Here is a 25,620-nt window from a genome sequence, read left to right on the forward strand (position 1 = left end):
CGGTCCAACGTTTGGAGAATTTCATGTATGACAAGGTGATTTGGCCCCAACCGTACGACCCAACGGCGTCGGCTCTCTACGCGCTCAACGACATCGACGTGAAGGCGCCGCCCGAAGTGGTGTGGAAGCTACTCGTCGACGCCGAGAACTGGTCGAGCTACTTCCCTCCCGAGGACCGGGTCAAGATTCGGTCCGGAGGGATTCGGTCCGGAGGATCGGGACTGGCTCTGGGGACCCGGTTCAGCCGAGTCACGGTAGGTTTCCCCATGATTCTCCACGTGACGGAGTACGAGCCGTTCACCAGGCTCGCGTGGGAGACGACGGTCGACGGCGACGAAACGGGTTCGAGCGCGTACCACGGCTGGGTCATCACCCCCACGGACGACGGCTGTCACGTATTGACCGAGGAAACGCAGCAGGGCCCCTTCTTCGTCGAGGAACTCGGACGCAAGCACCCCGGTGCGCTCTACCGATACCACCAGGACTGGGTCGAGTGCCTCGCCCGCGCCGCCGAGGCGGAAGGGGCGAAGCCCGCAGCATGACCAAGGCCACTCGCCCCACCAGGGTCTCGACGTGGTTGTTGTGGGTCACGGCCTACAACGAGCGGGCTACGAGCTGTGCCGTGAGTTCCACGCACCGCGTCCGGGCGGCGGAGAAGCCATAGGGCATCTTGGTCACCGCTGCGAGGGCGCTCGTCCGGGGGCTCTCCTCGCCGCTCACCTCGGCGTCGTAGGTCTCGAAGAGTCTCTCCTCGGCCACGTCGAGTCCGGCCGCTTCGATGGCCTGGAGCAGGGCCTTGTGGTGGGCGCAGTGCTGGGCGGCGAGTTCCTCGACCTGCGGGTCGTGCGGGTCGACGGTGTCGTCGAGGGCGGCGTCGGCCGCGTCGAGGCGGTCCGCCTCGGCCCGCAGGTCGGGACGGGTCGCCAGGGTGATGAACACGCTGGCCTGGATCGCGGCGCCCAGCGGCCCGAAGATCCGTTCCGTGACCAGCAGGGCGTCCAGGTCGGAGGGGCGCAGAGCGCCAGAAGGCAGGTGGCTGAGCCGGTCCGTGACCAACGGGGAGAGCAAGCCCAGTGGGCTGCCCACGGTCCGCAGGCGCTGGACCGCCGCGCGCTGACGCTTGATGTCGGCCTCCTGGGCGGCCAGGGTCTCCTCCAGCCGGCCCAGGACGCCCTCGACGTCCCGGGCTTCGTCGAAGGCGCCCCGCATGTCGTCCAGGCTGATGCCGGCCTCGGACATCTTGCGGATCCACAGCAGGCGGATCATGTCGTCGTAGCCGTAGCGGCGGCGGCCGTCTCCGCCTCGCTCGGGCTCCGGCAGCAGACCGATCTGGTGGTAGTGGCGAACGGCGCGCGGGGTGGTTCCGGCGAATGCGGCGGCATCGCCGATCTTGACCTCGCGGGGAGGTGTGGCGGAGGGGTACATCGCAGGCAGGCCTTTCGTGCTGTGGGTGCCCTCGACGACACCACATGCCACTACGGCATGTGCAACTACACCCCACTCGGGCCCGCAACGAGGTCGGGTCTCACGTCCAGGTCTGGACGGCCCGCGGCTCGGCCGAAGCCGCGGGCCCCTTCTCGCGGGTCCGGACGCCGCTCAGGGCGCCGGCTCCAAGGTGCGGCCGGGAAACTCCGCTCGGGTCAGGGAGAGCAACGGGCGGGCCTTCACCGCGGTCTCCTCTAACTCGTCGGCCGCGTCGGACAGGGCGATGATCTCGTCGGCGGTGACCGTGCCGGTGCGGGCGGTGCGGGCGGTGCGGGCGGTGCGGGGCGAGATCGTTGCGGACGAGGTCCACGATCACGAGGTTTTCCGCGCGGTCCTTCTCGCTGCCGCGTCCGCCGAGATCCTCAGGAAGCGCTCGGGAGACGTGCTGAGCACGGACAGGTCGGCGCCGAGGAGAGGAGCGCGGCGACGGGGGCGGGGCTGGTGCGGCGCAGTCGCGGTGGGCCTGCCAGGGGTCGAGTGGGCCGGTGCCGCAGCCGGCCAGCCTCGCCTCCGGGGTCGACCGCGAGTCGTTCGAGCGGTGCGCGGCACAGCCCGTCTTCCAGGAGATCTTCGGCGCCACCAAGCGCGTGGTCGACATCGACCACCACCGCTGCGCGGTGATCAGCACCGGCGAGGCTCCGTCCACCGCACGGTGACGCTCGGCGCACGCCTCCTCAGCAGTCACACCTCAGGCCCTCCCGGCCCGCCCGACACCTCATGGAGATCCGGAACCCCACGGTCAGGACCGGCATCTCCGGCGAGCCTGGGAGGCGCTTCCTTCATCACTGGGGCGTGGCCCATGAGCCGGAACCCGCCTACCCGCGCCATCCGGAACTCAACACGACCGGCCTACGGGCCTACGGACCGCCTGGCACCTGGCACCTGGCACCTGGCACCTGGCACCTGGCGGACGGCACGTTCGTCGAAGCCCAAGGGCCTCATGACGAAGGAGACGTACGCGGCGAAGGTCGCGCGCAAACGGGAACTGGCCCTCCACCACGGTCTGCGTCTCGCCACCGTCACGGCCGAGGACCTGGACCGCCTCCGGGAGGTCTTCGTGGACTGGCTGGGAACAGCGGCCGGCCATCGTGGAGTCGGTGCCGTTCAGCAGACGGCGGAAGGAGCCCCGCAAGCCGCCGCCGACGCTGATGGAAGACCTGCGCGAAGCCGTCGGGAGAGGTGACCGGGCCTCCGCCCGAGGTCCGCGACCGTGCTCGATGCTCAGCGACCGGCTGCCTCCGTGAGTACGGATTCCAGCAGACCGAGGCTGGCCAGGATCTCGGCCTGCCGGGCCGTGTCGAGGCCGGTGGTGGTCAGGCGCTCCAGTTCCGCCCAGGCGTCGGCGACCTTCGCGCGCAGCGCGAGGCTGGCCTCCGTCGCCTCGACGATCACCGCTCGTCGGTCGTCGGGTGAGGCGCTGCGGCGGACGAGACCGGACTTCTCCAGGCGGGCGATGCTGCGCGCCATCGTCGGAGCGTCCGTTTCGACCGCGGCGACCAGGTCGACCTGCCGCTGCGGGCCGCGCTCCCAGAGCGCCATCAGGATGAGTTCCTGTCCCGTGTGCAGGCCGGTGTCCCGCAGCAGCCGGCCTGCGAGCACCCGATGGAGCCGTGCCACTCGGAAGATCGCGTGGCTGACCGGGCCCGCCCCGGCGGGCGTGGCCCGTTCCCTCGGCTGTTCTCGCATGTCGTGATGGTACTCCCGAAAAAGTTGTCCGGCCAAGGAATGCGGTCTACGTTTTACTTGTTCGGCTAAGTATCCGATCGTTCCGATCCTCGGGAGAACAACCATGTCCACCGCTTTCCAGCCCACCACCGCAGGAACCCTCAAGCTCCGCAACCGCATCGTCATGGCTCCGATGACCCGCAGCCGCGCCGACGGCACGCTGCCCACCGCCGACACGGCGACCTACTACGCGCAGCGTGCGAGCGCCGGCCTGGTCATCACCGAGGGCGTCCAGCCCTCCGTGATCGGACAGGGCTATCCCGCGACGCCCGGCCTGCACGCGGCCGAGCAGGTCGCCGCGTGGCGAAAGGTCACCGACGCCGTGCACGCGGCGGGAGGCACGATCGTCGCCCAGCTCATGCACACCGGCCGCATCGGTCACCCGAGCACCACCGAAGCCTCCGGGCACGGCGGGCTCACCCCGGTCGGCCCCTCGCCGGTGAAGGCGGCGGGACAGATCTTCACGCCGACCGGTCTCCAGGACCACGTCGTCCCCGACGAGCTGACCGAGGCGCAGATCACCGACACGATCGCCGACTTCGCCGCCGCGGCCCGCAACGCCGTCGACGCCGGGTTCGACGGTGTCGAGATCCACGGCGCGAACGGCTACCTGCTCCACCAGTTCCTGACCACCAACGCCAACCTGCGCACCGACCGCTGGGGCGGCTCGCAGAGGAACCGCACCCGACTCACCCTGGAGGTCACCCGGGCCGTCGCAGCGGCGATCGGCGCCGAACGCACCGGCATCCGGCTCTCCCCGGCCAACGGGCTTGGCGACACGGCCGAAGACGACTACGCCACGCTCTACCCGCACCTGGTCGCCGAACTCGACAAGTTCGGCCTCGCCTACCTCCACCTGGTCGAGGCCGGGGACCCCGCTCTGACACCCGCGCTGCGGGCCGCATGGGCCGGCACGTTCATCCTCAACTCCGCGGACGCCGACACCGCCGGGCAGTCCCGCCGACTCGGCCTCGTCGACGGCGGGCAGGCCGACGCGGTCTCCTTCGCCCGGCTGTTCATCTCCAACCCCGACCTGGTCACCCGGCTCGCGACCGGTGCCCCGCTCGCCAAGCCCGATCTGAGCCGGGCCTACGGCGGCGACCGGCACGGCTACACCGATTACCCGGCGCTCGACGGCACCCCGCCGGCGCTCTGAACCGTCGACCACCGAACCCACCCACAGCAAGGACACGACCATGCGCGCCTACACCCTGAACGCCTACGGGCCCGACGGAATGACCCTGACCGATGTGACCGAACCCGAGGTCGGACCGGGGCACGTCAAGGTCCGCGTCGAGCAGATCGCCGTCAACCCGCTCGACTGGAAGATCCGCAACGGCTACCTCGCCGAGATGCTGCCGCTGCCGCTGCCCGTCGTCATCGGCAACGACGTCGCGGGCACCGTCCTGGAGGTCGGCGACGGCGTCGACGACCTCGCCGCCGGTGACCTGGTGGCCGGCTTCGCGGACTCGGGCGCCTTCGCCGCCGTCGTGGTCACCCGCCGCGAGCGCCTCACCAAGGTGCCCGACGGGCTCGATGCCAGGCTGGCGGCAGCCGTCGTCACCTCGGCCGAGACCGCCCAGCGGGTGATCGGTCTGCTCGACCCGGCTCCGGCGTCGACGCTCGTCGTCAACGGCGCCGCCGGGGCCGTCGGCAGCGCCGTCACCCAGCTCCTGACCGCCGCGGGGCACCGGGTGATCGGCACGGCGAGCACCGCCAACCACGACCACCTGCGGCGCCTGGGCGCCGTTCCGGCCGGCTACGGCGACACCATGCCCGCCGAACTGCGCGCCGCCGCCCCCGACGGTGTCGACGGCGCGATCGACACCGCCGGACGGGACTTCGTCGCCCGTGTCGAGGGACTGATCCCCGCCGACCGCATCGTGACGATCGTCGACTTCGCGGCCGGTGCGCGGGGTGCCATCGTCGCGGGCGGCGACCCGACCCAGCTCACCGCCGAGACCGTCGCTACCGTGCTGGAGCAGGCCGCCGAGGGCACCTTCACCGTCGAGATCGACGCCGTGTACCCCTTCGAAGCGCTCGACCGGGCGCTGGCCCGCAGCGAAGCGGGACACCTTCGTGGCAAGCTCCTCGTCACCGGGCCGTCCTCGTGACCGCGCCCGACACGGCGACGCAACGGCCATGCGTGGGGCGGCAAGCCGGAAGGCGCTCCGCCGCTCGCGTGGCGGTTTCACCACCAAGCTCCACCTGACTGCGGATGGCCGCTGCCGCATCCTGTCACTGGTCATCACACCTGGACAGCGTGCCGACTGCACCCAGTTCGAGGAGGTGATGCGACGGTCTCACACGTCGGGTCGGTCGACGAAGGCGCGGCGCACGGCCTCGCGCAGGGAGGCGCGGCGGCGGTGGTGGATCTGCTGTCCCTCCGAGGCGGTTCCCGTGGTGGTGATGCTGGCGGCCGACCACGTCATGGCCATCGCGATGACCATCGAATGGACGTCCTGGGCGTCGATGTCGGAGTTGAGGGTGCCGTCCTCCTGGCGCTCGACGAGCGCGGCGATCTTCGCCGAGTCGCCGTTGTTCGGGAACAGTGCTCCGACGGGCCTGCGCTCCAGGCGGTTCCAGGTCGCCAGCCGCACCACGGCCGGATCGGCCAGGTAGGCGTCGTACAGCCGAACCGCATAGCCGGGCAGGTCGTGCGGGGTCAGCCGGACGACGTCGGTCAGCGCATCGACGTGTTCCGCCAGCACCGCGTCGAACAGCGCCTCCTTGCTCGGGAAGTGGGAGTAGAGCTGGGACTTGTTCGCCCGTGCCTGTTTCGCGATGCGATCCACCCTGGTTCCGGCGATGCCGTGGTCGGCGAACTCCCGGGCCGCGGCATCGAGCAGCCTTCGGCGGGTGGCCTGTCCGTCGCTGCGTACCCGTCGCCACTCTCGTTCTTCGGTCACCCCTCCATCCTAGATGAACCAGCCAGTCCATCTCCGTGTTAGCTTAGATGGACCAACTGGTACTTCTAGGAGTGATCATGAATGCGACTTCGGAGCGAGAACGCCTCGCGCCGGCCCTGCTGACCGAGGGGCCGCTCCGTCTCCTGATCGGCGGAAACTGGGAGCCGGCACGGTCCGGCAAGGTGGCGCCGACCACGGACCCGACCACCGGGCAGGTGCTGACCGAAGTGGCGGTGGCGGGCCCCGAGGATGTCGACCGTGCCGTCGCTGCCGCTCGCCGGGCCTTCGAGTCCCCGTCCTGGTCGGCGATCACGCCCCAGGAGCGGGGGCGTCTGCTGTTGCAGATCGCCGACGTGCTGGAGGAGCACGCCGAGGAACTGGCCGTGCTCGACTCGCTGGACATGGGCGGCGCCCTGGTGACCATGCGGTGGCTGGCGGGGCAGTGCGTCGACGTCCTGCGTCACTACGCGGGCTGGCCCACCAAGATCTACGGGCAGGCGGCGCCCTCCGAGCCCTCGAAGCTGCACTACGTCCTGCGTGAACCGCTCGGCGTCGTCGCCGCCATCACGGCGTGGAACGGCCCGCTGCAGCAGCTGGTCTGGAAGATCGGCGCCGCGCTGGCCACCGGCAACACCGTGGTCGCCAAGCCCGCCCTCTGGAGTTCCCTCTCGGCGATCCGGCTGGGCCAGTTGCTCGCGGAGACGGACCTGCCCCCGGGTGTCGTGAACATCGTCACCGGGGACGGCGGAACCACAGGGGAGGCGCTGATCAGCCATCCCGACGTCGACAAGATCTCGTTCACCGGCTCACTGGCCGTCGGCCGCCACATCCAGGAGACCGCCGCGCGCGATCTCAAGCGGGTCACCCTGGAGCTGGGCGGGAAGTCGCCGACGATCGTGTTCGACGATGCCGATCTCCACGCGGCCGCGCAGACGGCGGTAGCCGGATTCGCGATGGGGAGTGGACAGGGATGCGTGGCCGGCAGCCGGATCCTGGTCCAGGAAACGATCTACGACCGGTTCCGCGAGCTGCTGCTCGAGGAGATGGGGAAGTACGTCGCCGGCGACCCCTTCGAGCCCGGCACGATGATGGGCCCCCTCGCGGCTCCCGAGCACTATGCACGGGTCAACGACTGGATCGACACTGCTCGCGAGGAGGGGGCGACCGTGACCAGGGTCGCGGACTGGGAAGCCGACGGGCGGTTCATCCCACCCACCTTGCTGGAGAACGTCGATCCCGGTATGCGCTCTGTCCGGGAGGAGATCTTCGGTCCGGTCTCGGCGCTGATGTCCTTCACCGACGTCGAAGACGCGATCGCCCGGGGCAACGACACCGAGTACGGCCTGTCCGCCTCGGTGTGGACCCGAGACATCGGACGGATCAACCGTGTTGCGCGTGGCATACGCGCGGGCACCGTCTGGTTCAACACGTTCGGCGACATAAGTACCGGGACAGTGCCGTTCGGCGGGTTCAAGGGCTCGGGCATCGGACGGGAGCACGGGACCGATGTTCTCAGCGCCTACACCGAGGCCAAGACAGTGATGATCAACACCTGACCGGTGCGGCCGGTGGTTGTGTGCCCTCTCGGATTCCTCGGCGTCGAGAGGCCCCATCCCTGCCGTCCCCGCCTCCAAGCAGATCATCGGAGGGCGCCGCCTCGGGCATGTCGAGGGAGACGCCGGGGTCGCGGGTACGACTTCCACGACCCGCCGGTTCTCCTCGAAGCGGGACGACCGAGCCCCCCTCCATCCCCGACGCACCGTGGAGTTGGCCACCGCCGGGCCCGCCAGGTCCACGGCGGTGGCGTTGCGGGTCGGGTTGGGGCCCTCGACCGGTGCAGCCCGCCGAACGCCTGCGACACCTCTCCGCCCAGTGTCGTTCGGTCGGCGGCATCGGCAAGTAGCCAGGACGCGACATGCGAGATCACTTCATCGCCGTCAGCGGCGACGATGGTCTTCGGGCCCTACCGGGCGCAGCACTCAGCAAGGTCTGTTCTCCCTGGCCACGGAGCACGTTCTGTGTTTGGGGTCCGATCACCTTCAAGATCGTGAAGCGCCCGGGCCAATAGGACGTCGAACCGCTTGGCTGTCAGACGACTGCTGGATGGAAGGTGTCACGTGCCACTCCAACACATCACGATCCCGCGCGGACCGATCGAGCTGGCGGCCGATCTCCACCTGCCCGACGACGGTGAGGCCACACGCACCGTCGTGCTCTCCACGCCAGGCAGCAGCGTCAAGGAGCAGATCGGCGCCAACTACGCCTCCAGGCTCGCCGCCAGGGGCATCGCGGCGCTCGTGTTCGACCCCGCCCACCAGGGCCGCAGCGGCGGCGAGCCGCGGGACCTCGAGGACCCGTACCGCCGCGGGGAAGACATCAGCTACGCACTCGACGCGCTCAGCACGATCGTCGGCGTCGATCCGGAGCGCACTGGCGTCCTCGGCGTCTGCGCGGGCGGGGGCTACGCGGTACATACCGCCCGTACCGATCACCGCATCAAGGCTGTCGGCGTGGTCGTTCCCGTCAACCTGGGCGCCGCGTTTCGCAGCTTCCAGCCGGATGGCCCGGCCGCCGCACTCGATGCCATGGCCACCGCACGCCGCACCGAGAACCGCATCGGGGAGCTCACCCGCGAGAACTGGCTCCCCGACACCGTTGAGGACGCCGCCGCCGGCGGCGTGACCGACATCGACACTCTGGAGGCAGTCCGGTACTACCGCACCGAACGCGGTGGGAACGAGTACTCGACGAACCGTCGGCTCTCCCGCAGCGACCCACTGCTCCTGGGTTACGACGCCTTCCATCTCGTCGATCAGCTCATGACCCAGCCGCTACAAGTCGTCCTCGCCGGCCGCATCGGCACCACCGGCTCGTACGAGAACGGCACGCGACTCTGGGAGATGGCCCCCAATCCGGTCGATCTCATGGTGATCGACGGCGCGGGCCACTACGAGATGTATGACGAAGCCGCCTACGTCGACGCCGCCGTCGACCGACTTGTCGGTTTCTACACGGCCAATCTCTGAGGGGAAGACGTCGTCGTCGCTGAGCGCCCGGGGCGGCCGGCAGTGGCAGCGCCGTCAACGCACGCAGCAGGCTCGGCCGCGAGACCGCCAGGATGGCGCGGCCGCTGTCGGCGGCGTCCGTGGCGCGATGTGCCTCACGCCGGTGAGGCAGACGGACACATCATCGACGCTGCCGAGCATCGTCACGCCCGTGCTGAGTTCCTACCTTCGAAAGGAGACATCAGCCCGACATCTGGAGAAGCAGTTGAAGATCGAGAACTCAGTGGCGCTCGTGACGGGAGCGAACCGTGGCATCGGTGCACAGTTCGCCCGCAAGCTCCACGAGAGAGGGGCGTCGAAGGTGTACGCCGGGGCACGGGACGCGGCGCGCGTGACGGTGCCGGGTGTCGAACCGGTATCGCTCGACATCACCGACCCGAAGTCGGTCGCCGCGGCTGCAACGCTGGCCGGCGACGTCACGCTGCTGGTCAACAACGCTGGGATCGCCCAGGCACAGGATCTGGTCGACGGTGATGTCGACCGGATCCGCGCCGAGATCGAGACGAACGTCTTCGGGACGCTGGCGATGATCCGCGCGTTCGCTCCGATACTGGCCCGCAACGGTGGCGGGGCGATCGTCAACATCCTCTCCGCGGCCTCCTGGTTCTGCTACCCGGGGAGCAGTTCCTACGCGGTGAGCAAGGCGGCACAGTGGAACTTGACCAACGGTGTGCGCATGGAGCTGGACGCGCAAGGCACGCTCGTCGTCGGCGTGCACGTGGGACTGGTCGACACCGACCTGACGTCCGCCCTGGACGTGGAGAAGATGCCGCCGGCCGAGTTCGTCGAGATCGCGCTCGACGGGCTCGAGAACGGCCAGCTGGAGATCGTCGCCGACGACCTGAGCAGGCGCGCCAAGGCCGCCCTGGCCGGTGCGCCCAGCCTGGCTGTCCCATGAGGACCCTCCTCGACCCGGTGGTGACCGGCTTCGAGGTCACACACGATATTGCTGGGAGCAGTTGACATGCATGCACTCGTTCATGCCCCGTCGGCTCGGACCGGACTTGCTCTCGCTGAGGTCCCCGACCCCGTCCCCGCCGCCGATGAAGCGCTGGTCGCGGTGGAAGCGGTGTCGCTGAACCACGGGGAGGTGCGCTACCTCGCCGCGATGCGGCAACCGGGCGAGGTGCCGGGCTGGGACGCGGCCGGCGTCGTCGTCACCCCTGCCGCCGACGGTTCCGGCCCACCGGCCGGCGCCCGCGTGACGACCTTCGGCGCCGCCGGTGGGTGGGCCACCCTTCGGGCGGTGGCGACCGGCGAGCTGGCCGTCGTTCCCGACGCCGTCGATCTCGGGGCCGCCGCGACCGTACCCGTCGCGGCGGTGGCCGCGCTGCGGGCGCTGCGCCGCCTCGGGCCCCTGCTGGGCCGCCGTGTCCTCGTGACCGGAGCCTCCGGTGGGGTCGGGCGCTACGCCGTGGCGCTCGCGTCCCGGATGGGCGCCGAGGTCGTGGCCGCCGTCGGCTCTCCCGAGCGCGAGAAGGGGCTGCGGGAGATCGGCGCGTCTCGTGTGGTGCACGGCCCTGAGCTCACCGGCCTCGCCGGCAGGCTCGCGGGCATCGTCGACAACGTCGGCGGCGCCGCGCTTGCCCGGGCGGTCGACCACCTCGAGCCCGGGGGGATCGCGGTGAACGTCGGCGCGACCTCGGGGGAGCCGCTGGTCCTCGATCTCGAGGCGCAGCGCCGCCGTGGAGCCGGTACCCGCGTCGAGATCTTCGTCCGGGGTGGCGAGAGCGCCGACGACCTCACCTTGATCCTCGACCTCCTGGCGAACGACTCGCTCGACCCGCACATCGGTTGGCGCGGGTCGTGGCGCGACGCCGACGACGCGGTCGACGCCCTGCTCGGCCGCAAGATCGACGGCAAGGCCGTCCTCGACGTTTCCTGACCATCCGACCACCCGTTCTCCCCCAGCATGAGGAGCCACCATGTCCACCGAACACCGCGGCACTCCGTACCCCGGCACCGCCCGACCCCCTACACGCACCGCCCGCATCGCATGGGAGGGAGATCTCGAAGGAGGCTCCGGCCAGGTGACGCTGGAGAGTTCACGGGTCGCCACGCACCCGATCTCCTACTACGAGCGCACCGCGCAGGACGCCGGCGGCACCACCAGCCCCGAGGAGCTGCTCGCCGCCGCGCACACAACCTCCTACGTCATGGCCCTCTCGGCGGTCGTCGCGCAGTCCGGCGGCACCCCGGAATCCCTGGACGTGAGCGAGGACGTCTCGCTTGCACCCGATCCCGCGGGCGGGTTCCGGCTCGCGGGCCTCACGCTCACGGTGCGCGGGCGGGTCGCGGGCCTGGACGCCGACGGCTTCGCCGAAGCCGCTCGACGCGCAGCCGGCACCGACCCGTTCGGCAAGGCGCTCGCCGCGGTGCAGATCACCGTGCATGCCGAGCTCGAGCCTTGAGCACCCATCCCCTCCGGCGGCCACCTCTCGGCGACGCCGTTTCCCCACCTTGAGACGGAGAACTCCCATGATCCGTTATTTCGCCATGCTGACCCGGTTGCCCCAGGTCGCCCCGGAGGTGTTCCACGATCACTGGCGCCACCCGCACGCGACCTACGGCAGCCTGATCCCCGGCATCCGCACCTACGTGCAGGCCCATCAGATCCACAGCGACCTGCTCGACGCCGACCAGGCCACGCACGAAGCCATTTCGGTGATCGAGTTCGACTCCGTCGCCGAGGCCCGCGGCCTGGTCGGCGAGCGGCAGTACTACGACTGGATCCTGCCCGACGAACCCCTGTTCATGGACAAGTCGAAGATCGAGAACTTCGCCACGGAGGAGGAGGTGCTCGTCGCCCGCCCCCGGCCCCAGGACGGGGCGAGCTACGGCGATGCGCAGTGGTACCACCTCGACCGCAGCGTGACCATCCAGCTTCTGCAGTTCGTCCGGCTCGACGGCAACGCCGACTGGGCCGGCAGTGACGACGCCGACCTGGGCCGGCGCATCGGCGCCCTGCGTCACGTGCGCAACCACCCCTCCAGCGAGTTTCACGGCGACAACCCGAGCTTCCTCGGGGCACGGCAGCTCTGGTGGCCGACCCGGACCGCCTTCGAGGACGGCGTGGCCGCGGACCCGGAGGCGTTCACCGAGCTCGTCGGCCGCGGCGGCCACTCCCTGACCGTCCTCGTGCAGTCGGAGCGCTTCGTCCGATGACCAGTCGCGCCGTCCAGTGCGGCATCAATCACCTCGAGTGCCACAGAGCCGTGGCCGCGCGATACGACAGGCTCGCGGTCCGCCACGAGGCGAGAGTCCTCGTCGCGGCCATCGACGAGTGGCGGTGACCAGCAACGCCGGTGATCTGCGGTCTCCAGGGGACGAGCCCCGCCCGCCCAGCCGCGCGTCAGCTACTCGCTCAATGCCACACGGAGCCCGGGACACCCGCTCCCACCTGCGAAAACACCCTAAACCACCGGCATTGCGGTGACCAGCACATTCGATACGCACTCCAACACACCATCACGAGAGGCCGACATGACATTCGGGTTCTTCTTGCCCAACTTGGGGCCGGCGGCCACCCCGGAGGGAATCAGCGAGATCGCGCGGCGCAGTGAAGAGGGCGGGTTCGGATCGCTGTGGGTCACCGACCGTCTGCTCGTGCCGACGCGGCCGACCCGCCGGCACCCGGGCTCGGCGGACGGCCTCCCCCCAGAGGCGCACCGGTACGCTCTCGACCCGATCGCGGTGCTCACCTACGTGGCCGCCCGGACCTCCCGCATCCGTCTCGGCACGAGCGTGCTGATCGCCAGCTACCTCAATCCGGTGGTACTGGCCCGCCAGCTCACGACGCTCGACATCCTCTCCGGCGGCCGGGTGGTCGCCGGGCTGGGCGTCGGGGCGAACCCGGAGGAGTTCACCGCGACCGGCGGTGACCTGTCCACACGCGGGCGGCGCATGGACGAGTTCCTGGACCTGCTTGTCTCGGTGTGGACCGAGAACCCCGTGAGATACGAGGGGCGGTTCTTCACCGTGCCCGAGTCCTCGATCCTGCCCAAACCCGTCCAGGACCCGCACCCGGCGATCGCCCTCGCGACCAACAGTGCCGCAGCGGTGCGGCGCGCTGCGTGCTTCGGTGCGGCCATCCACCCGGTGAACGCGGCCGGCAGTGACCTCGCCGATCTCGTCGAGCTGTACCGGTCCGCGCTCGCCGAGGCCGGTCGTGACGCGGGTGACGGACGAGTCATCCTCCGCGCGGAGATCTCGCTTTCCGACCGGCCACTCGGCCACGATCGCGCCCCGTACCACGGGACGGTCGAGCAGGTCGCCGACGACGTCGAGAACGCGCGCGGGTCCGGCGTCACCGAGGTTCTGTTCGACCCCTCCTACGCTGCGGGATCGCTGAGCGAGTTCGAGTACTACCTCGACGCGCTCATCCCCGTGGCGCTCGCCGCCACGTGAGGTGGCGGGCGCCAGTGAGCACCCTCCGTGCGTGCGACCGCTACGTCGGCAGTCGGCGACCGATGTGCGCGGCCGCGCGCACATCGGTGCGGAACTCGCTCGGTGTCAACCCGTGAGCACGCCGAAAGGCGCGACTGAACGCGTGCGGCGAGGTGTACCCGACGGCGGCGGCCACGGCCTCGACCGTGTCATCGGTGTCGCGAAGCCGTGCGACGGCTAGATCGATACGCCATGCCGTGAGGTAGGCGCCGGGTGTCTGGCCGAGCGCGGCCGGGAACCGACGCGACAGGGTGGCGCGCGACACCCGGATCGCGTCGGCCAGGGTCGCGGTCGTCCAGGCGCGGTCGGGCTCGCGGTGGATGCACTCCAGCGCATCGCGGACGACCGGGTCGCGCAGCGCGCCGAGCCACGAGCTGGGCGGCTGCGCCGGTTGCGTGGTCAGCCACGCCCGGACGAACTGGAGCAACAGCAGATCGATGAGGCTGTTGACGGCCGCGGTGGTGCCGATCTGTGGGTGGGCCAGTTCCCGGGTCAGCAGCCGGACGGTGTCGTCGAGGTAGGCCCGCTCGCTCGCTGCCACGTGCACAGATCCCTCGAGAGCGGTGATCACCGGCGTGCTGATCTCCGGGTCCTGCTCGTAGTGCAGGGTCACCAGGGTGGTTTGCGTCGGTTGTGCCCCGAGTTGCAGGACGTCCCCGATCACCCGCGCCCGGTCGGCCCTCTCTCGGTCGCAGGGGCCCATCATGACGCCCGGCTCGCTTGCCAACCCGTGCTCGGTGCCCGCGGGGAGGAGCACGGCGTCGCCGGCTTCCATCCTCCGCGGCCGCGTTCCGGGGACAGTGAGCCACAGTGTCCCGGCAGTGACAACGTGTAGGGCGACGCCGGGAAAGGTATCCAGCCACAGTCCCCACGTCTCGCCGGCCTCCACGCGCGTCCCCAACGAGCCACGCGCGCCGGAGACCCGCAAGGCGTCTGCCAACAGGTCCATCTCGCCAATCTACCCGACGAGAACCGGCGGATCCGCCGGTTGCCATCAGGCACGCACCAGCTGGTCCGAGGGGGCGTGTCGGATCACCGGCGCCGGCGCACTGGCGGTCTGGGCGACGAGGCCGCCCAGCCCCTCCCCCATGCCGAGCCGCAGTTGCTGGAAGCGGGCGGCGACCGAGCCCTCGGTGACCCGCATGTAGGTGTCGCCTCGGTCGGGGTCGTTGAGGCTGAGGTAGGTGACGTCGGTGCCGAGGAGGGAGCGGGCGCGCTGCACGATCGCGCGCAGTACCGCGTCCAGGTCCCGCAGTCCTGCGAGGTCGTGGGCGGTCTCGAACAGCGCGGACAGCTCGGCCTCGCGCCTGCGCCGGCCCTCCAGCTCCGAGCGCACCCGCAGCGCGAGGCGCTTGGCCCGTTCGAGCGCGTCGATGCGCTCGGCCGGTCCGCCCTCGGCGCGGGCGAGCAGCACCGGCTGCTCGTAGGCGTCGGCAAAGGCGCATCGGGCCAGCAGCTCGAGGAACGGCGTCTCGGCGGACTGCGCATGATCGCGGGACATGCTCACAGGATTCCTCATCACCCGTTCGTCCCGGCAGCCCTGTGGAAAACCCCGGCTCAGTGCGCGGTCCAGCCGCCGTCCAGGACGAGTGAGGTGCCCGTGAGGCCGGACGTGTACGGGCCGCACAGGTACGCCACCGCTTCGGCGACCTCGTCGGGTTCGATCAGCCGCCGCAGGGCGCTGTCCCGCAGCAGTACGTCGGAGAGCACCTGTTCCTCGGGGACCCCGTGGGCCCGGGCCTGGTCGGCGATCTGCCGCTCCACCAGCGGGGTGCGGACGTAGGCGGGGTTCACGCAGTTGGAGGTGACGCCGTGGGCGGCGCCTTCGAGGGCGGCGGTCTTGGACAGGCCCTCCAGCCCGTGCTTGGCGGACACGTAGGCCGCCTTGTAGGCCGAGGCCCGCAGACCGTGCACGGAGGAGATGTTGACGATCCGGCCCCAGCCCTGCCCGTACATGTGGGGCAGGGCGCCGCGGATCAGCCGGAAGGGGGCCTCCAGCATCACGGTGAGCACGGTGTGGAAGACGTCCGGCGGGAACTCATCGAGGGGGCGCACCAGTTGCAGCCCGGCGTTGTTGACGAGGACGTCGGTGCCGGCCGCGACGCGTTCGGCGGCGTCCAGGTCGGTCAGGTCCAGGATCTGCGGCTGGACGCTGCCCGGGAGGTCCCCGCAGCTCCCGGCGAGCGCCTCGAGACCGGCGGCGTCCCGGTCGACCGCTCTGACCTCGGCCCCGGCCGCGGCCAGGCGCAGTGCGCAGGCACGGCCGATGCCGCCGGCGGCGCCGGTGACGAGGGCGGTGCGGCCGTGCAGGTCGAGCGAGGAGGTGTGGGGGGCCTGGAGGACGCTGGGCGAGGTCATGCCCCGACCCTAGGCAGCGTCCGCGCCACCCCCCATGTGGGTACGCCCCATACTTCAGAAGGAATCAGTGGGTTCGAACCATGTGGGGGCGTCGGACATGGCCTGCTTGACCCTGGTCTGCCCGAAGTCCTTGATGTCCGGCAGCGCGTCCACCGCGAACCAGCCCACCTCGAGCGACTCGTCGTCGTTGACCCGGGCCTCGCCGCCCACGGCCCGGCAGCGGAAGGTGATGTCCATGAACTGGCAGACGTCACCGTTGTCGTAGGTGACCGGCTTCAGCGCCTGCACGAGGACCAGCCGCTCGACGACGCACCGGACGGCGGTCTCCTCCTCGACCTCGCGCACGGCGCAGGCGGCGGGCTGCTCCCCCGGCTCCGGGATGCCTCCGATCAACGACCAGCGCCCGTTGTCGGACCGGCGGCCGAGCAGCACTCTGCCCTCGTCGTCGAAGACGACGGCGGTGACTCCGGGGAGCCACAGGAGCTGGTGTCCGGCCGAGGCGCGCAGGTCGCGGATGAAATCGGGAGTAGTCATGTGTCCGACCCTAACGGGGCGTCCGGACCGCTCCCGCCCTCGTCACGGGGCGTGCACCGGGCGTACGGCTACACGTCGCGGGCGCGTCGACCGCGCACACCGGCGCCGACGGCCCAGCCGAGCCCGCCGGCGGCGACCAGCACCAGGGCGATCTCGGGTGCGATGCCGAGCCGGGTGGCGGGCGTCTCGGAGGAGCGCAGCGGCACCTCCTGCACCAGGGAGTCGGCCACGAACATTCCGGTCCTCTGGGTGATCCGGCCGTCCGGCATGATGATCGCGCTGACGCCGCTGGTCACCGGGACGGTGACGGTCCGGCTGTGCTCGACCGCCCGGATCCGGGACATGGCGAGCTGCTGGTAGGTCATCTCGCTGCGGTCGAAGGTGGCGTTGTTGCTGGGCACGGAGATCATCTGGGCGCCGTCGGTGACCTCCGAGCGCACGGCCCAGTCGAAGGCCGCCTCGTAGCAGGTCACCAGGCCCACCTTGGTGCCGGCCATGGTGAACACGCCGGGTTCGGTGCCCCGGCTGAAGTCCCGGCTGACCATGCTCGTCCAGGTGTCGTTGATCGCCCCGATGAGCGAGCGCAGCGGCAGGTACTCGCCGAAGGGCTGGATCTGCCGCTTGTCGTACGTGTCGACGGGGCCCTTGTCCGGGTCCCACAGGATCTGCTCGTTGAGCAGCTTGCCGTCGCGTTCCACGACGCCGCCGACCGAGATGGGCGCGCCGATGGCCTTGGCGGCCCGGTCGATGACGAGGCGGGCGTCGGCGTTGGCGAAGGGGTCGATGTCCGAGGAGTTCTCCGGCCAGAGCACGAAGTCGGGGCGTGCCACCTTGCCCGCCTTCACCTCGTCGGCCAGGCGCTGTGTCTCGCGCGCGTGGTAGTCGAGTACGGCCCGGCGCTGGGCGTTGAAGCCGAGTCCGGCGCGCGGCACGTTGCCCTGGATCACGGCGACGGTCGCGGTGCCGTCCTCCGCCGTGTCGCTGACCAGCGGCCGGGCGGCCACGGCGCCCACCACGGGTACGGCGACGCCGAGGAGTGCCACTGCCGCGGCGCCGCGCCGCACCTCGTCGCCGCGGCGGGCCCGGACGGCCAGGCGCACGGCCTCGTGGAGGGCGAAGCCGCACAGGACGACCGCGAAGCCGAGAACCGGTGTGCCGCCGACCGCGGCGAGCGGCAGGAACACGCCGTCCGCCTGCCCGAACGCGATCTTGCCCCAGGGGAAGCCCTCGAAGGGCGCACGCGCGCGTGCCGCCTCCCCGGCGATCCACAGCGCCGCCGCCCACACCGGCCACCCCGGCAGCTTCGACACGGCGGCGACGCCCGCGCCGACCGCCGCCACGAAGAGCGCCTCGATGGCGGCCAGGGCGAGCCAGGGGCCGGGGCCGACCTCCACCCCGGTCCACACCAGCAGGGGGAGCAGGAAGCCGAGGCCGAAGAGGTAACCGAGGCCGAGGCCCGCCTTCCAGCCGCGGCCGCGCAGCACCCAGCCGAAGACGGCGAACGCGGGCAGCGCCAGCCACCACAGGGTGCGCGGCGGGAAGCTGATGTAGAGGAGCACTCCGGAGAGCGCCGCGGCGGCGGCCGGGAGGAGGCGCACGAGCCGCGAGACGGCCCGGGAGGCGGGCGTGGTCTGCGGATGCGTCCGGTCCGACTCGCCGACGGAAGTTGCGGTGGCTGTCACCCCCCGGAGTGTACGGCGGGTGACCTGGCCGTGGACAGGACGGTCCGGGGACGTCGAAGGGCCGTGGGCGACCCCTGCCGCATCGTTTCGCCACAACCGGGCGCCGACCGGTCCACAATCCGCCGACCAGCCGTTACGGTGTGGCCGAGCCCCGGACGCCGGCCCGATTCCGCCAGGCGGCGGGGCCCGTGAGGTCAGGGGCGACGGGGCGGGGGACACGGTGGGTTCGAGGGGGACGGCGTCCGCGTCCGGTGCGGCCTGAGCTGGGCGGTGCCGGGCGGCTTCGTGCCGGACGCACTCGCCGCGTCCCTTGAGGGGCAGCTGACCTCCCATCGCGTCCGGCTCTGGGCCGACGCGCTGGAGTTGCTGCGCGGGGACCCGGCCCTCGGCGTGGGGCCGGGACGGTTCGGGGCGTCGAGCCCGACGGCCTCGGGGTCGCCGGTGCCGGACGGCCGCCCGCACTCCGCGGTGTGGCAGCAGGGGGCCGAACAGGGGCTGGTGGGGGCAGCGCTGCTGGTCGCGGCCTTCTGCTGGGTGCTGTACGCGCTGTGGCGCTCCCCGCGCCCCACTCCGGTCGCCCTCACCGCCGGCGTGGCACTCACCGGGCTCGCGGCCGTCGCCGCCGTCGGCAACGCGCTGAGTTTCTCCGCGGTCCCGCTGGGCGCGGGACTCCTCGCTGGACTGGCCACGGCCCGCCCCCTCGCCGAGGAGTCGCCGGCTCGGGGCACGGACGCAAGGCCGCGGAACGGCCGGCTGCCCCGCTGAGGCCGTGCGGTTCGGCGTACGTCTCGTGCCGCGGGCTCGGCGGGCCTGGTTCCCCTGTCTGTCTCAGTGTGCCGGGCCCGGTGCCTTCGGGCGCAGACGGTCCTTGATGACCTGGACGGCCGCCTCCGCGTCGTCCACGGTGATCGTGAAGGTGTGACCGTCCAGCAGGCGCAGGATCAGGCCCTCCCCGCGCCGTACGACGACGGCCGTGCCCATCTCCGGCCGCCACCGGTAGCCCCAGCCGCCCCATTGGCGCGGGGTGACGTGCGGCGCGAACTCGGCGCCCGCGACGTGGGAGAGGGGGATGCGGCGGCGAGGCACGCCGATGTGGCCGCAGCGCACTTCGAGGCAGTCCTCGTCGACTCTCAGCGCGACGTGTACGAACGCGAGTGTGCCGAACAGGACCAGCAGTCCGGCCGCGATGCAGCCGACGACGGCCATGGCGAGCGGGGCGACGCCGGACTCCCAGGCCGATTCGACGGCCAGGGCGATGCCGAGCGCCAGGCAGGCGGCGCCGATGAGCGCCAGGAACCACTGGACCCGGCTGGTGGCACGGCCGGTCCAGACGTTGGGCTGTGGGACGGTCTCGCCGTGGCGATGCCTCATGGCTATGAGGTTACTCATGTTTCGCTGCGCGGGTACCTCGTCGCGCAGGGTGACTGGGCCGACCGGGCGCGGAGGACTCGTCAGCCGGCCGGTGTGACCGCGCGCAGGAGCCTGCCCTCGTCGTAGGCAAGCGCGGGCGCGGGCAGGGGGCCCTCGCGTCCGCTCAGCAGCACGGTCAGGGTGCCGGTCGCCGGGGCGCCGGGGTCGGGGCGGGCGCCGATCCGGCGCAGCGCCTGGGCGGCCACCGCTCCGGCGGAGCCGTGCAGAACGAGCCGCGGAGCGCGGGGGCGCTGCACGGCGGCGCGGATGCGCTCGGCGACCAGTTCGTAATGGGTGCAGCCGAGGACGACGGTCGTCACGTCGTCGGGTGTGAGGGCGGCCGCGGCGGCGACGGCAGCGGTGACCGCGGTCTCGTCCGCGTGCTCGACGGCGTCGGCGAGGCCCGGGCAGGGCACCTCGGTGACCGTCGCGTCCCCCGCGAAGTCCTCGATCAGGCCCCGCTGGTAGGGGCTGCCCGTAGTGGCGGGGGTCGCCCAGATCGCCACCGGTCCGCCGCCGGCCGCAGCGGGCTTGATCGCCGGCACGGTGCCGATGACGGGCACCTCGGGCTCGAGCCGGGCGCGCAGTGCGGGCAGCGCGTGCACCGTGGCGGTGTTGCAGCCGACGATCAGGGCGTCCGGGCGGTGTGCCGCGGCGGCCTCGGCCACGGCGAGGGCGCGCCCGGTCAGATCTTCGGGGGTGCGCGGGCCCCAGGGCATTCCGTCGGGGTCCAGGGAGAGGATGAGATCGGCGTCCGGTCGCAGCCGTCGTACCGCGGCGGTGGCCGCCAGCAGGCCGATTCCGGAGTCCATGAGCGCGATCTTCACCCGGCCACCATAGACGATGCGCCGCCACCGGCCGGTGCCGTGCGGCAGACTGCGCACGTGAGCGCCGATGCGTGGACTTCCGTCGTGACCGTCGTGACCTTGGTGTCAGCCCTCTCCCTCGCCGCCTGGCTGTGGCTGCTGTTCGCCCGGGGCTTCTTCTGGCGCACGGACGTCAGACTTCCGGCCCTTGAGGAGCCCGGCGTCTGGCCCCCGGTGTGCGTCGTCGTCCCGGCGCGCGACGAGGCGGCGGTGCTGTCGTCGAGCCTGCCGTCGCTGCTCGCCCAGGACTATCCGGGGCGGGCGGAGGTCTTCCTGATCGACGACGGCAGCACGGACGGCACGGGTGAGCTGGCGTGCGAGCTGGCCCGGCGGCACGAGGGGCTGCCGCTGACCGTGGCCTCGCCGGGGGAGCCGCCCGCCGGCTGGACGGGCAAGCTGTGGGCGGTGCGGCACGGCATCGGCCTGGCGCGCACGCGTGAGCCCGAGTACTTGCTGCTGACGGACGCCGACATCGCGCACGCTCCGGACAGTCTGCGCGCGTTGGTGTCCGCGGCCGGCACCGGAGGTTTCGACGTCGTATCCCAGATGGCCCGGCTGCGGGTGGATAGCGTGTGGGAGCGGCTCGTGGTACCGGCCTTCGTCTACTTCTTCGCCCAGTTGTACCCGTTCCGGTGGATCGGTGGTGGCCGCGCCGGGAGCAGGCGGCAGAGGGCGACGCGGACGGCGGCCGCGGCGGGCGGTTGCGTACTGCTGCGGGCCGACGCCGCCGAGCGGGCGCGGATCCCGGACGCCATCCGGCACGCCGTCATCGACGACGTGGCCCTCGCCCGCGCGGTGAAGGGCGCAGGCGGCCGGGTCTGGCTGGGCCTGGCCGACCGGGTGGACAGCGTGCGCCCGTATCCGCGGCTGCACGACCTGTGGCGGATGGTCTCGCGCAGCGCCTACGCGCAACTGCGGCACAACCCGCTGGTGCTGGCCGGAACGGTGCTCGGCCTGGCCCTGGTGTATCTGGTGCCGCCCGCGGCGGTGCTCGTCGGCGCGGCGACGGGGCAGGGCGCGACGGCCGCGTTGGGCGCGGCCGCCTGGCTCGTGATGGCGGGGACGTACCTGCCGATGCTGCGCTACTACCGGCAGCCCCTGTGGCTCGCGCCGCTGCTGCCGTTCACCGCGTTCCTCTATCTGCTGATGACGGTCGACTCGGCGGTGCAGCACTACCGGGGGCGCGGCGCGGCCTGGAAGGGCCGCACTTACGCCCGTCCGGACGCGGTGCCCGAGGAGGGCCGAGCGGGCTGAGCTCCTCCCGGGGGCGGGTCATTTGCGGCCGGGGGTCCAGTTCATGCCCCACCCGTAGGCGTGGTCGACCGTTCGCTGCGGGCTCACCCCGCGGTCGGGCACCAGGTAGCGGGCCTCGCGCTGGACGACGAGGTCGTTTCCGGTGTTGGTGATCAGCGCGAGGGCGCACACGGTCGAGGGCACGGTGCACTCGTCGAGCGAGAAGTCGACCGCAGCGCCGTACTGCGGCTGGAGGGTGACGGTGGCGTGCAGGTCGGCGAAGGAACGGGCGCCCTCGTAGATGGTCACGAATACGAGGATGCGCCGGAAGTACTGCTTGTGGTCGAGGCTGATGGTGAGGTTCTCGCCGGTCGACACGGCGCCGGTGCGGTCGTCGCCGTCGAGGTGGATGAACGGCGGCTGGTGCAGCGCCCCGAAGGCGTTGCCGAGCGCCTGGACGACACCCTTGCTGCCGTCGCTCAGTTCGTACAGGCAGCACAGGTCGAGGTCGAGGTCGTCGTGCATGGCGACCGGGCGGCCGAGCTTGCGGGCCCAGCCCGAGAACTGCTTGCGCACCTGCCAGTTGAGGTTGACGCGCATGGAGCCGGAGGTGCCGCCCTGCTTGGTGAGCGAGACGGAGGGCGCCGCCTTGGTGAGCGTGACCTTGGTCAGCCGGACCGGCTCGGCGGAGGGCGCGGCCGGGGGTGGCGGAGGCGCCGCGGACGGCCGTGTCACGGGAGGTGCGGGAGGCGCCGGCGGGGGCATCGCGGGCGCGGGGGCGGGCGCGGGCGGGGCCGTCGGCGGGGCGTACTGCGGCTCGTCCACCGAGATGCCGTAGTCCGTGGCCAGGCCCTCGAGTCCGCTGTCGTATCCCTGTCCGACGGCGCGGAACTTCCAGGCGCCCTGGCGGCGGTAGAACTCGCCCAGCACGAAGGCCGTCTCGACGCTCGCGCCCGGGTTGTCGAAGCGGGCCACGACGGTGTTCCGCGTGGTGTCGCGCACCTCGATGTACAGATCGGGGACCTGCCCGAACGCTCCGCCGTCCGAGGAGGCGGCGAGGATCACCGTCTCGATCGCGGGCTCCACGCGCGTGAGGTCGACGAGGAGGCTGTCGGTCACCCGGCCGCCGGCGTCCCGCTTGCCCTCGTGGCGGACCGAGCCGGAGGCGTGGGCCGGCTGGTTGTAGAAGACGAAGTCCGCGTCGGAACGGACCTTGCCGCCCACCAGCAGGAGGGCGGAGGCGTCCGCGTCGGGCACGCCGGGGCCGGATCGCCAGCCCAGTTCGACCCGCAGCGCCGCCGTCGGCACCGGGGTGTTCGACCCTTTCGACATTGACATGTCCGCCCCCATCACGTGTCACCGAGCCGAGTCGTGTCCCGGCGAATCGTCGAGTTCCTGACGCACAACCTATTCTCCGGGCGGCCCGCCCTTGAAGAAGAGGCCGGCAGAAGGTTCGGTCAACCGCCGGTAACCCGTGCGGAACTCGGCCTTTACCGCAAAATCGCGTGGCGTGACGCCCTATTTTGCCAAGTTCGCTCGCATTGGGGATGCCCGGTCACTGCGGACACGGAAAACAACCCTCTTATCGGTCTCCCCAACCAGCACATCGTGGGCTTAACTTATGGCCATGACCTCCCCCCGCTCCACTTATGGCGGCGGCTACTACTCCGCCTCCTTCCCGGACACCCCGATCTACGACTCGCTCGTGGCCGAACGGGGCACACCGCAGATCGCCCCGATCCGGGTCCCCGCCGCGTACGACATGCCGAGCAGCAGCCATCTGCCCGCGCTGCCGTCCGCCCTGCCCGCCCTCCCGGCGGGCCCTTCGCAGCCCTCCTACGGATATTCGCAGCAGGCCCCGCAGCCCGCCCCGCTGCAGCAGGCGCCCGCCGCGTACATCCCGCACCAGGCGACCGCGCCCCGCGGCTACCCCGGCCCCCAGCAGCCGCAGCAGCCCCGCCCGGGCGCGCCCGGCCCCGCGGGGTACGAGGCGATGCGCCCCGCGGCTCCCCGGCCGGCCCCCGCGCCGTACCAGGATCCGTACAACCAGCAGCAGTACCGCGGCTACTGAGCCGTCCTCCGGGTTGTCGGTGCCGGCTGGCACGATGACCTGATGGGGTACGCGCGACTGCAGTCGATCCACGTCCATCCGGTCAAGGCGTTCCGGAGCCTGTCGCTCCAGGAGGCCGTCGTGGAGCCCTGGGGGCCGGCCGGAGACCGACGCTGGATGCTGATCGACGACGGGGGAAAGGTCGTCACGCAACGCCGGCAGCCGCGCCTCGCCCTGGCCGCCGCCGAGCTTCTGCCCGGCGGCGGCGTACGGCTGTCCGCGCCCGGCATGGCACCGCTCGCGGTCCCGGTCCCGCGCGCGGTGGGCACCGTGACGGTGCAGATCTTCCGGGACAAGGTCGAGGCGCTCCCCGCCGAGGACGCGGCCGCGCACGCCTGGTGCAGCACGCTGCTCGGAGCCGACGTCCGGCTGGTGCACCTGGACGATCCCGCCACCCGCAGGCCCGTCGACCCTGCGTACGCGCTGCCGGGCGAGACCGTCTCCTTCGCGGACGGGTTTCCGTTGCTGCTGACCACCACCGCCTCGCTCGACGCCCTCAACTCCCTGATCGCGCGGGGCGAGCACGCGGACGAGGGCCCCCTGCCGATGAACCGCTTCCGGCCGAACCTGGTCGTCTCGGGCACCGAGCCCTGGGCCGAGGACCGCTGGTCCCGCGTCGCCGTCGGCGAGGTCGTCCTGCGGGTCGCCAAGCCGTGCGGGCGGTGCGTCGTGACGACCACCGACCAGGGCACCGCGGACCGCGGCGCCGAGCCCCTGCACAGCCTCGGCCGGCACCGTCGCGTCGACGGCAAACTGGTCTTCGGGCAGAACCTGGTCCCGCTCGGCCCCGGCACGGTCCGGGTCGGCGACCCGGTGCGGATCGTCGAGTGACGTGCGCCCGTTCGTCCGCACGGGTTCAGGGTTCCCGGCTCAGGGCTCAGGGCTCAGGGCTCAGGGCTCAGGGCTCAGGGCTTAGGGCTCAGGTTCCGGACAAACGGCCCGGTAACGGGAACCCGGTCCGGGGTCCGCGCGTTGGGCTTTGTGAGAGGTTCATGAGAACCAGGCCGGCACGGGCCACCGCGCGGCGACGGCACGCCCCCGCGGTCCGGCCCGCCCGGGATCCGCGTGGACGGCTCGACGGGGGTGGAGCGGAGCGGTGAGGGGGTGAGCGGGTGCGAGCGGTCCGAGGTCTCTGGCGCTGGAGGGGCAATCCGCTGCGCCGCGGGAGCGACCTGGCCGAGGCCTGGGTGGCCCTGACGGCGCTGCTGCTGATGCTGTCCGTGGCACCCCTGTTCGGCGTGCTCGTCGGCGGCGCGGCGCAGAACGCCCTGCAGCGGTCGGTGCGCGAGCAGCACGAGTACCGGCACCGGGTGACGGCCACCGTGGTCCGTGCCCTGGAGCGTTCGCGTTCGGCCGTCGACCCGGAGGGCGCCTCCTCCGGCGACGAGCTGCGCAGCCGTGTCCTGGCCGCCTGGACCGGGCCGGACGGCTCGCGGCACGAGGGCCCCGTCCTGGTGGGCATCGACCGCCCGGACAGCGGCGACCGGTTCGCGATGTGGACGGACGCGCGGGGCCGTGAGGTGGCCCGCCCGCTGGATGCCGAGACCGCGACCACCCACGCGGTGCTCGCCGGGATCGGCACCGCGGTGGCGGTGGCGGCCCTCGTGGAGGCCGCCCGACGCACAGTGGTCTGGCGCCTGGTCCGCCGCCGGTACGCGCGCCTGGAGCAGGAGTGGGAGCGGGCGGGACCGGACTGGGGCAGGACCGGCGCGGGCAGCTGACGGGCTTCCGCCACCGGTCAACTCACCACCTGCGCACACGCTACGGTGGACCGGCCGAACCGAATCGGCGACGACC

27 protein-coding genes and 3 pseudogenes are annotated in these 25,620 nt (G+C 71.7%); 19 read left to right on the top strand and 11 right to left on the bottom strand.

Annotated elements, in window-relative coordinates; genetic code table 11:
* The first annotated feature begins 23 nt into the window (after positions 1–23).
* A complete protein-coding gene (locus C4J65_RS01435; protein WP_115740694.1) occupies positions 24–542 on the top strand; it encodes an SRPBCC domain-containing protein in 519 nt (172 codons plus the stop codon).
* Between the two features lie 52 nt (positions 543–594).
* Here C4J65_RS01435 and C4J65_RS01440 read toward each other — a convergent pair whose 3' ends face one another.
* Positions 595–1,425 (bottom strand): MerR family transcriptional regulator, encoded by an 831-nt coding sequence (locus C4J65_RS01440; RefSeq protein WP_115740695.1) that lies wholly within the window; start codon positions 1,423–1,425, stop codon positions 595–597.
* Positions 1,426–1,970: 545 nt separating this feature from the next.
* Between C4J65_RS01440 and C4J65_RS35970 the strand changes: the two genes are divergently transcribed.
* Positions 1,971–2,141 (top strand): hypothetical protein, encoded by a 171-nt coding sequence (locus C4J65_RS35970; RefSeq protein ID WP_162832939.1) that lies wholly within the window; start codon positions 1,971–1,973, stop codon positions 2,139–2,141.
* Between the two features lie 284 nt (positions 2,142–2,425).
* On the top strand, positions 2,426–2,668 hold the full coding sequence (locus C4J65_RS36460; protein ID WP_240330359.1) for a hypothetical protein: 243 nt from the start codon (positions 2,426–2,428) through the stop codon (positions 2,666–2,668).
* 38 nt (positions 2,669–2,706) lie between these two features.
* On the opposite strand, the gene C4J65_RS01455 is transcribed toward C4J65_RS36460, so the two are convergent.
* Positions 2,707–3,171, bottom strand: a complete 465-nt coding sequence (locus C4J65_RS01455) for a MarR family winged helix-turn-helix transcriptional regulator (RefSeq protein ID WP_115740697.1) — start codon at positions 3,169–3,171, stop codon at positions 2,707–2,709.
* A 103-nt stretch (positions 3,172–3,274) separates the two neighbouring features.
* Here C4J65_RS01455 and C4J65_RS01460 point away from each other — a divergent pair, with 103 nt between their 5' ends.
* The 3 genes and pseudogenes from C4J65_RS01460 to C4J65_RS36465 all read left to right on the top strand — a co-directional run.
* Complete coding sequence (locus C4J65_RS01460) at positions 3,275–4,366, top strand: alkene reductase (protein WP_115740698.1); 1,092 nt, start codon at positions 3,275–3,277, stop codon at positions 4,364–4,366.
* Between the two features lie 40 nt (positions 4,367–4,406).
* The gene (locus C4J65_RS01465; protein ID WP_115740699.1) at positions 4,407–5,324 is read left to right on the top strand and encodes an NADP-dependent oxidoreductase; all 918 of its coding nucleotides are present in this window, start codon (positions 4,407–4,409) and stop codon (positions 5,322–5,324) included.
* Positions 5,325–5,385: 61 nt separating this feature from the next.
* Positions 5,386–5,472 (top strand): annotated as a pseudogene (locus C4J65_RS36465) (IS5/IS1182 family transposase); the annotation flags it as partial.
* A 41-nt stretch (positions 5,473–5,513) separates the two neighbouring features.
* Here C4J65_RS36465 and C4J65_RS01470 read toward each other — a convergent pair.
* Positions 5,514–6,119: a TetR family transcriptional regulator gene (locus tag C4J65_RS01470; protein ID WP_115740700.1), complete on the bottom strand. Its 606-nt coding sequence runs from the start codon at positions 6,117–6,119 to the stop codon at positions 5,514–5,516.
* A gap of 77 nt (positions 6,120–6,196) precedes the next feature.
* On the opposite strand from C4J65_RS01470, the gene C4J65_RS01475 reads away from it, so the two are divergent.
* The 8 genes from C4J65_RS01475 (at position 6,197) to C4J65_RS01515 (ending at position 13,591) form a co-directional block, all read left to right on the top strand.
* Positions 6,197–7,675 carry an aldehyde dehydrogenase family protein gene (locus tag C4J65_RS01475; RefSeq protein WP_115740701.1) on the top strand — a complete coding sequence of 493 codons (1,479 nt, stop codon included), beginning with the start codon at positions 6,197–6,199 and terminating at the stop codon, positions 7,673–7,675.
* Between the two features lie 561 nt (positions 7,676–8,236).
* Positions 8,237–9,145, top strand: coding sequence for an alpha/beta hydrolase (locus C4J65_RS01485; protein WP_115740703.1), 909 nt, complete (start codon positions 8,237–8,239; stop codon positions 9,143–9,145).
* 244 nt (positions 9,146–9,389) lie between these two features.
* Entirely contained in the window at positions 9,390–10,082 is a 693-nt protein-coding gene (locus C4J65_RS01490) for an SDR family oxidoreductase (protein WP_115740704.1), read from the top strand.
* A 66-nt stretch (positions 10,083–10,148) separates the two neighbouring features.
* Positions 10,149–11,069 carry a zinc-binding dehydrogenase gene (locus C4J65_RS01495; protein ID WP_115740705.1) on the top strand — a complete coding sequence of 307 codons (921 nt, stop codon included), beginning with the start codon at positions 10,149–10,151 and terminating at the stop codon, positions 11,067–11,069.
* Positions 11,070–11,109: 40 nt separating this feature from the next.
* Positions 11,110–11,595 carry an OsmC family peroxiredoxin gene (locus C4J65_RS01500; protein WP_115740706.1) on the top strand — a complete coding sequence of 162 codons (486 nt, stop codon included), beginning with the start codon at positions 11,110–11,112 and terminating at the stop codon, positions 11,593–11,595.
* 67 nt (positions 11,596–11,662) lie between these two features.
* Positions 11,663–12,349 carry an EthD domain-containing protein gene (locus C4J65_RS01505; protein WP_115740707.1) on the top strand — a complete coding sequence of 229 codons (687 nt, stop codon included), beginning with the start codon at positions 11,663–11,665 and terminating at the stop codon, positions 12,347–12,349.
* A complete protein-coding gene (locus tag C4J65_RS37005) occupies positions 12,346–12,477 on the top strand; it encodes a hypothetical protein (protein ID WP_275898142.1) in 132 nt (43 codons plus the stop codon). The genes C4J65_RS01505 and C4J65_RS37005 overlap by 4 nt, the downstream gene beginning before the upstream one ends.
* 190 nt (positions 12,478–12,667) lie before the next feature.
* Positions 12,668–13,591: a TIGR03619 family F420-dependent LLM class oxidoreductase gene (locus C4J65_RS01515; protein WP_115740708.1), complete on the top strand. Its 924-nt coding sequence runs from the start codon at positions 12,668–12,670 to the stop codon at positions 13,589–13,591.
* 40 nt (positions 13,592–13,631) lie between these two features.
* Here the strand turns inward: C4J65_RS01515 and C4J65_RS01520 are convergent, their stop codons facing one another.
* From C4J65_RS01520 to lnt, 5 genes and pseudogenes are all read right to left on the bottom strand, one after another.
* Positions 13,632–14,579 carry an AraC family transcriptional regulator gene (locus C4J65_RS01520; protein WP_115740709.1) on the bottom strand — a complete coding sequence of 316 codons (948 nt, stop codon included), beginning with the start codon at positions 14,577–14,579 and terminating at the stop codon, positions 13,632–13,634.
* 102 nt (positions 14,580–14,681) lie between these two features.
* A pseudogene (locus C4J65_RS01525) lies at positions 14,682–15,131 on the bottom strand (diguanylate phosphodiesterase); the annotation flags it as partial.
* A gap of 56 nt (positions 15,132–15,187) precedes the next feature.
* Complete coding sequence (locus C4J65_RS01530; RefSeq protein WP_115740710.1) at positions 15,188–15,988, bottom strand: 3-hydroxybutyrate dehydrogenase; 801 nt, start codon at positions 15,986–15,988, stop codon at positions 15,188–15,190.
* A gap of 54 nt (positions 15,989–16,042) precedes the next feature.
* Complete coding sequence (locus C4J65_RS01535; protein ID WP_115740711.1) at positions 16,043–16,522, bottom strand: NUDIX domain-containing protein; 480 nt, start codon at positions 16,520–16,522, stop codon at positions 16,043–16,045.
* Positions 16,523–16,590: 68 nt separating this feature from the next.
* A complete protein-coding gene (lnt, locus tag C4J65_RS01540; RefSeq protein ID WP_115740712.1) occupies positions 16,591–18,204 on the bottom strand; it encodes an apolipoprotein N-acyltransferase in 1,614 nt (537 codons plus the stop codon).
* 255 nt (positions 18,205–18,459) lie between these two features.
* Here lnt and C4J65_RS01550 point away from each other — a divergent pair.
* Positions 18,460–18,969: pseudogene (locus C4J65_RS01550) on the top strand (hypothetical protein); the annotation flags it as partial.
* 63 nt (positions 18,970–19,032) lie between these two features.
* Here C4J65_RS01550 and C4J65_RS01555 read toward each other — a convergent pair.
* Together C4J65_RS01555 and C4J65_RS01560 are read right to left on the bottom strand one after the other, a co-directional pair.
* Positions 19,033–19,575, bottom strand: a complete 543-nt coding sequence (locus C4J65_RS01555; protein ID WP_115740713.1) for a hypothetical protein — start codon at positions 19,573–19,575, stop codon at positions 19,033–19,035.
* 80 nt (positions 19,576–19,655) lie between these two features.
* Entirely contained in the window at positions 19,656–20,441 is a 786-nt protein-coding gene (locus C4J65_RS01560; protein WP_162832967.1) for an aspartate/glutamate racemase family protein, read from the bottom strand.
* Positions 20,442–20,525: 84 nt separating this feature from the next.
* Here C4J65_RS01560 and C4J65_RS01565 point away from each other — a divergent pair, with 84 nt between their 5' ends.
* The gene (locus tag C4J65_RS01565) at positions 20,526–21,734 is read left to right on the top strand and encodes a glycosyltransferase (RefSeq protein ID WP_162832968.1); all 1,209 of its coding nucleotides are present in this window, start codon (positions 20,526–20,528) and stop codon (positions 21,732–21,734) included.
* Between the two features lie 18 nt (positions 21,735–21,752).
* On the opposite strand, the gene C4J65_RS01570 is transcribed toward C4J65_RS01565, so the two are convergent.
* Complete coding sequence (locus C4J65_RS01570) at positions 21,753–23,045, bottom strand: TerD family protein (RefSeq protein ID WP_115740715.1); 1,293 nt, start codon at positions 23,043–23,045, stop codon at positions 21,753–21,755.
* Positions 23,046–23,340: 295 nt separating this feature from the next.
* Here C4J65_RS01570 and C4J65_RS01575 point away from each other — a divergent pair, with 295 nt between their 5' ends.
* From C4J65_RS01575 to C4J65_RS01585, 3 genes are all read left to right on the top strand, one after another.
* Complete coding sequence (locus tag C4J65_RS01575; RefSeq protein ID WP_162832969.1) at positions 23,341–23,784, top strand: DUF6643 family protein; 444 nt, start codon at positions 23,341–23,343, stop codon at positions 23,782–23,784.
* Between the two features lie 42 nt (positions 23,785–23,826).
* Complete coding sequence (locus C4J65_RS01580) at positions 23,827–24,654, top strand: MOSC N-terminal beta barrel domain-containing protein (RefSeq protein ID WP_115740717.1); 828 nt, start codon at positions 23,827–23,829, stop codon at positions 24,652–24,654.
* 281 nt (positions 24,655–24,935) lie between these two features.
* Positions 24,936–25,544 (top strand): hypothetical protein, encoded by a 609-nt coding sequence (locus tag C4J65_RS01585; RefSeq protein WP_115740718.1) that lies wholly within the window; start codon positions 24,936–24,938, stop codon positions 25,542–25,544.
* Positions 25,545–25,620 lie beyond the last annotated feature (76 nt).

Source organism: Streptomyces sp. CB09001 (assembly GCF_003369795.1).
Taxonomy (GTDB): domain Bacteria; phylum Actinomycetota; class Actinomycetes; order Streptomycetales; family Streptomycetaceae; genus Streptomyces.

What these genes read in the sequence shown, in the direction of transcription:
- C4J65_RS01435 (WP_115740694.1), top strand. Translation starts at nt 24, where the DNA reads ATGTATGACAAGGTGATTTGGCCCCAACCGTACGACCCAACGGCGTCG.
- C4J65_RS01440 (WP_115740695.1), bottom strand. Translation starts at nt 1,425, where the DNA reads ATGTACCCCTCCGCCACACCTCCCCGCGAGGTCAAGATCGGCGATGCC.
- C4J65_RS36460 (WP_240330359.1), top strand. Translation starts at nt 2,426, where the DNA reads ATGACGAAGGAGACGTACGCGGCGAAGGTCGCGCGCAAACGGGAACTG.
- C4J65_RS01455 (WP_115740697.1), bottom strand. Translation starts at nt 3,171, where the DNA reads ATGCGAGAACAGCCGAGGGAACGGGCCACGCCCGCCGGGGCGGGCCCG.
- C4J65_RS01460 (WP_115740698.1), top strand. Translation starts at nt 3,275, where the DNA reads ATGTCCACCGCTTTCCAGCCCACCACCGCAGGAACCCTCAAGCTCCGC.
- C4J65_RS01465 (WP_115740699.1), top strand. Translation starts at nt 4,407, where the DNA reads ATGCGCGCCTACACCCTGAACGCCTACGGGCCCGACGGAATGACCCTG.
- C4J65_RS01475 (WP_115740701.1), top strand. Translation starts at nt 6,197, where the DNA reads ATGAATGCGACTTCGGAGCGAGAACGCCTCGCGCCGGCCCTGCTGACC.
- C4J65_RS01495 (WP_115740705.1), top strand. Translation starts at nt 10,149, where the DNA reads ATGCATGCACTCGTTCATGCCCCGTCGGCTCGGACCGGACTTGCTCTC.
- C4J65_RS01500 (WP_115740706.1), top strand. Translation starts at nt 11,110, where the DNA reads ATGTCCACCGAACACCGCGGCACTCCGTACCCCGGCACCGCCCGACCC.
- C4J65_RS01505 (WP_115740707.1), top strand. Translation starts at nt 11,663, where the DNA reads ATGATCCGTTATTTCGCCATGCTGACCCGGTTGCCCCAGGTCGCCCCG.
- C4J65_RS37005 (WP_275898142.1), top strand. Translation starts at nt 12,346, where the DNA reads ATGACCAGTCGCGCCGTCCAGTGCGGCATCAATCACCTCGAGTGCCAC.
- C4J65_RS01515 (WP_115740708.1), top strand. Translation starts at nt 12,668, where the DNA reads ATGACATTCGGGTTCTTCTTGCCCAACTTGGGGCCGGCGGCCACCCCG.
- C4J65_RS01520 (WP_115740709.1), bottom strand. Translation starts at nt 14,579, where the DNA reads ATGGACCTGTTGGCAGACGCCTTGCGGGTCTCCGGCGCGCGTGGCTCG.
- C4J65_RS01530 (WP_115740710.1), bottom strand. Translation starts at nt 15,988, where the DNA reads ATGACCTCGCCCAGCGTCCTCCAGGCCCCCCACACCTCCTCGCTCGAC.
- C4J65_RS01535 (WP_115740711.1), bottom strand. Translation starts at nt 16,522, where the DNA reads ATGACTACTCCCGATTTCATCCGCGACCTGCGCGCCTCGGCCGGACAC.
- C4J65_RS01555 (WP_115740713.1), bottom strand. Translation starts at nt 19,575, where the DNA reads ATGAGGCATCGCCACGGCGAGACCGTCCCACAGCCCAACGTCTGGACC.
- C4J65_RS01570 (WP_115740715.1), bottom strand. Translation starts at nt 23,045, where the DNA reads ATGTCGAAAGGGTCGAACACCCCGGTGCCGACGGCGGCGCTGCGGGTC.
- C4J65_RS01575 (WP_162832969.1), top strand. Translation starts at nt 23,341, where the DNA reads ATGACCTCCCCCCGCTCCACTTATGGCGGCGGCTACTACTCCGCCTCC.
- C4J65_RS01580 (WP_115740717.1), top strand. Translation starts at nt 23,827, where the DNA reads ATGGGGTACGCGCGACTGCAGTCGATCCACGTCCATCCGGTCAAGGCG.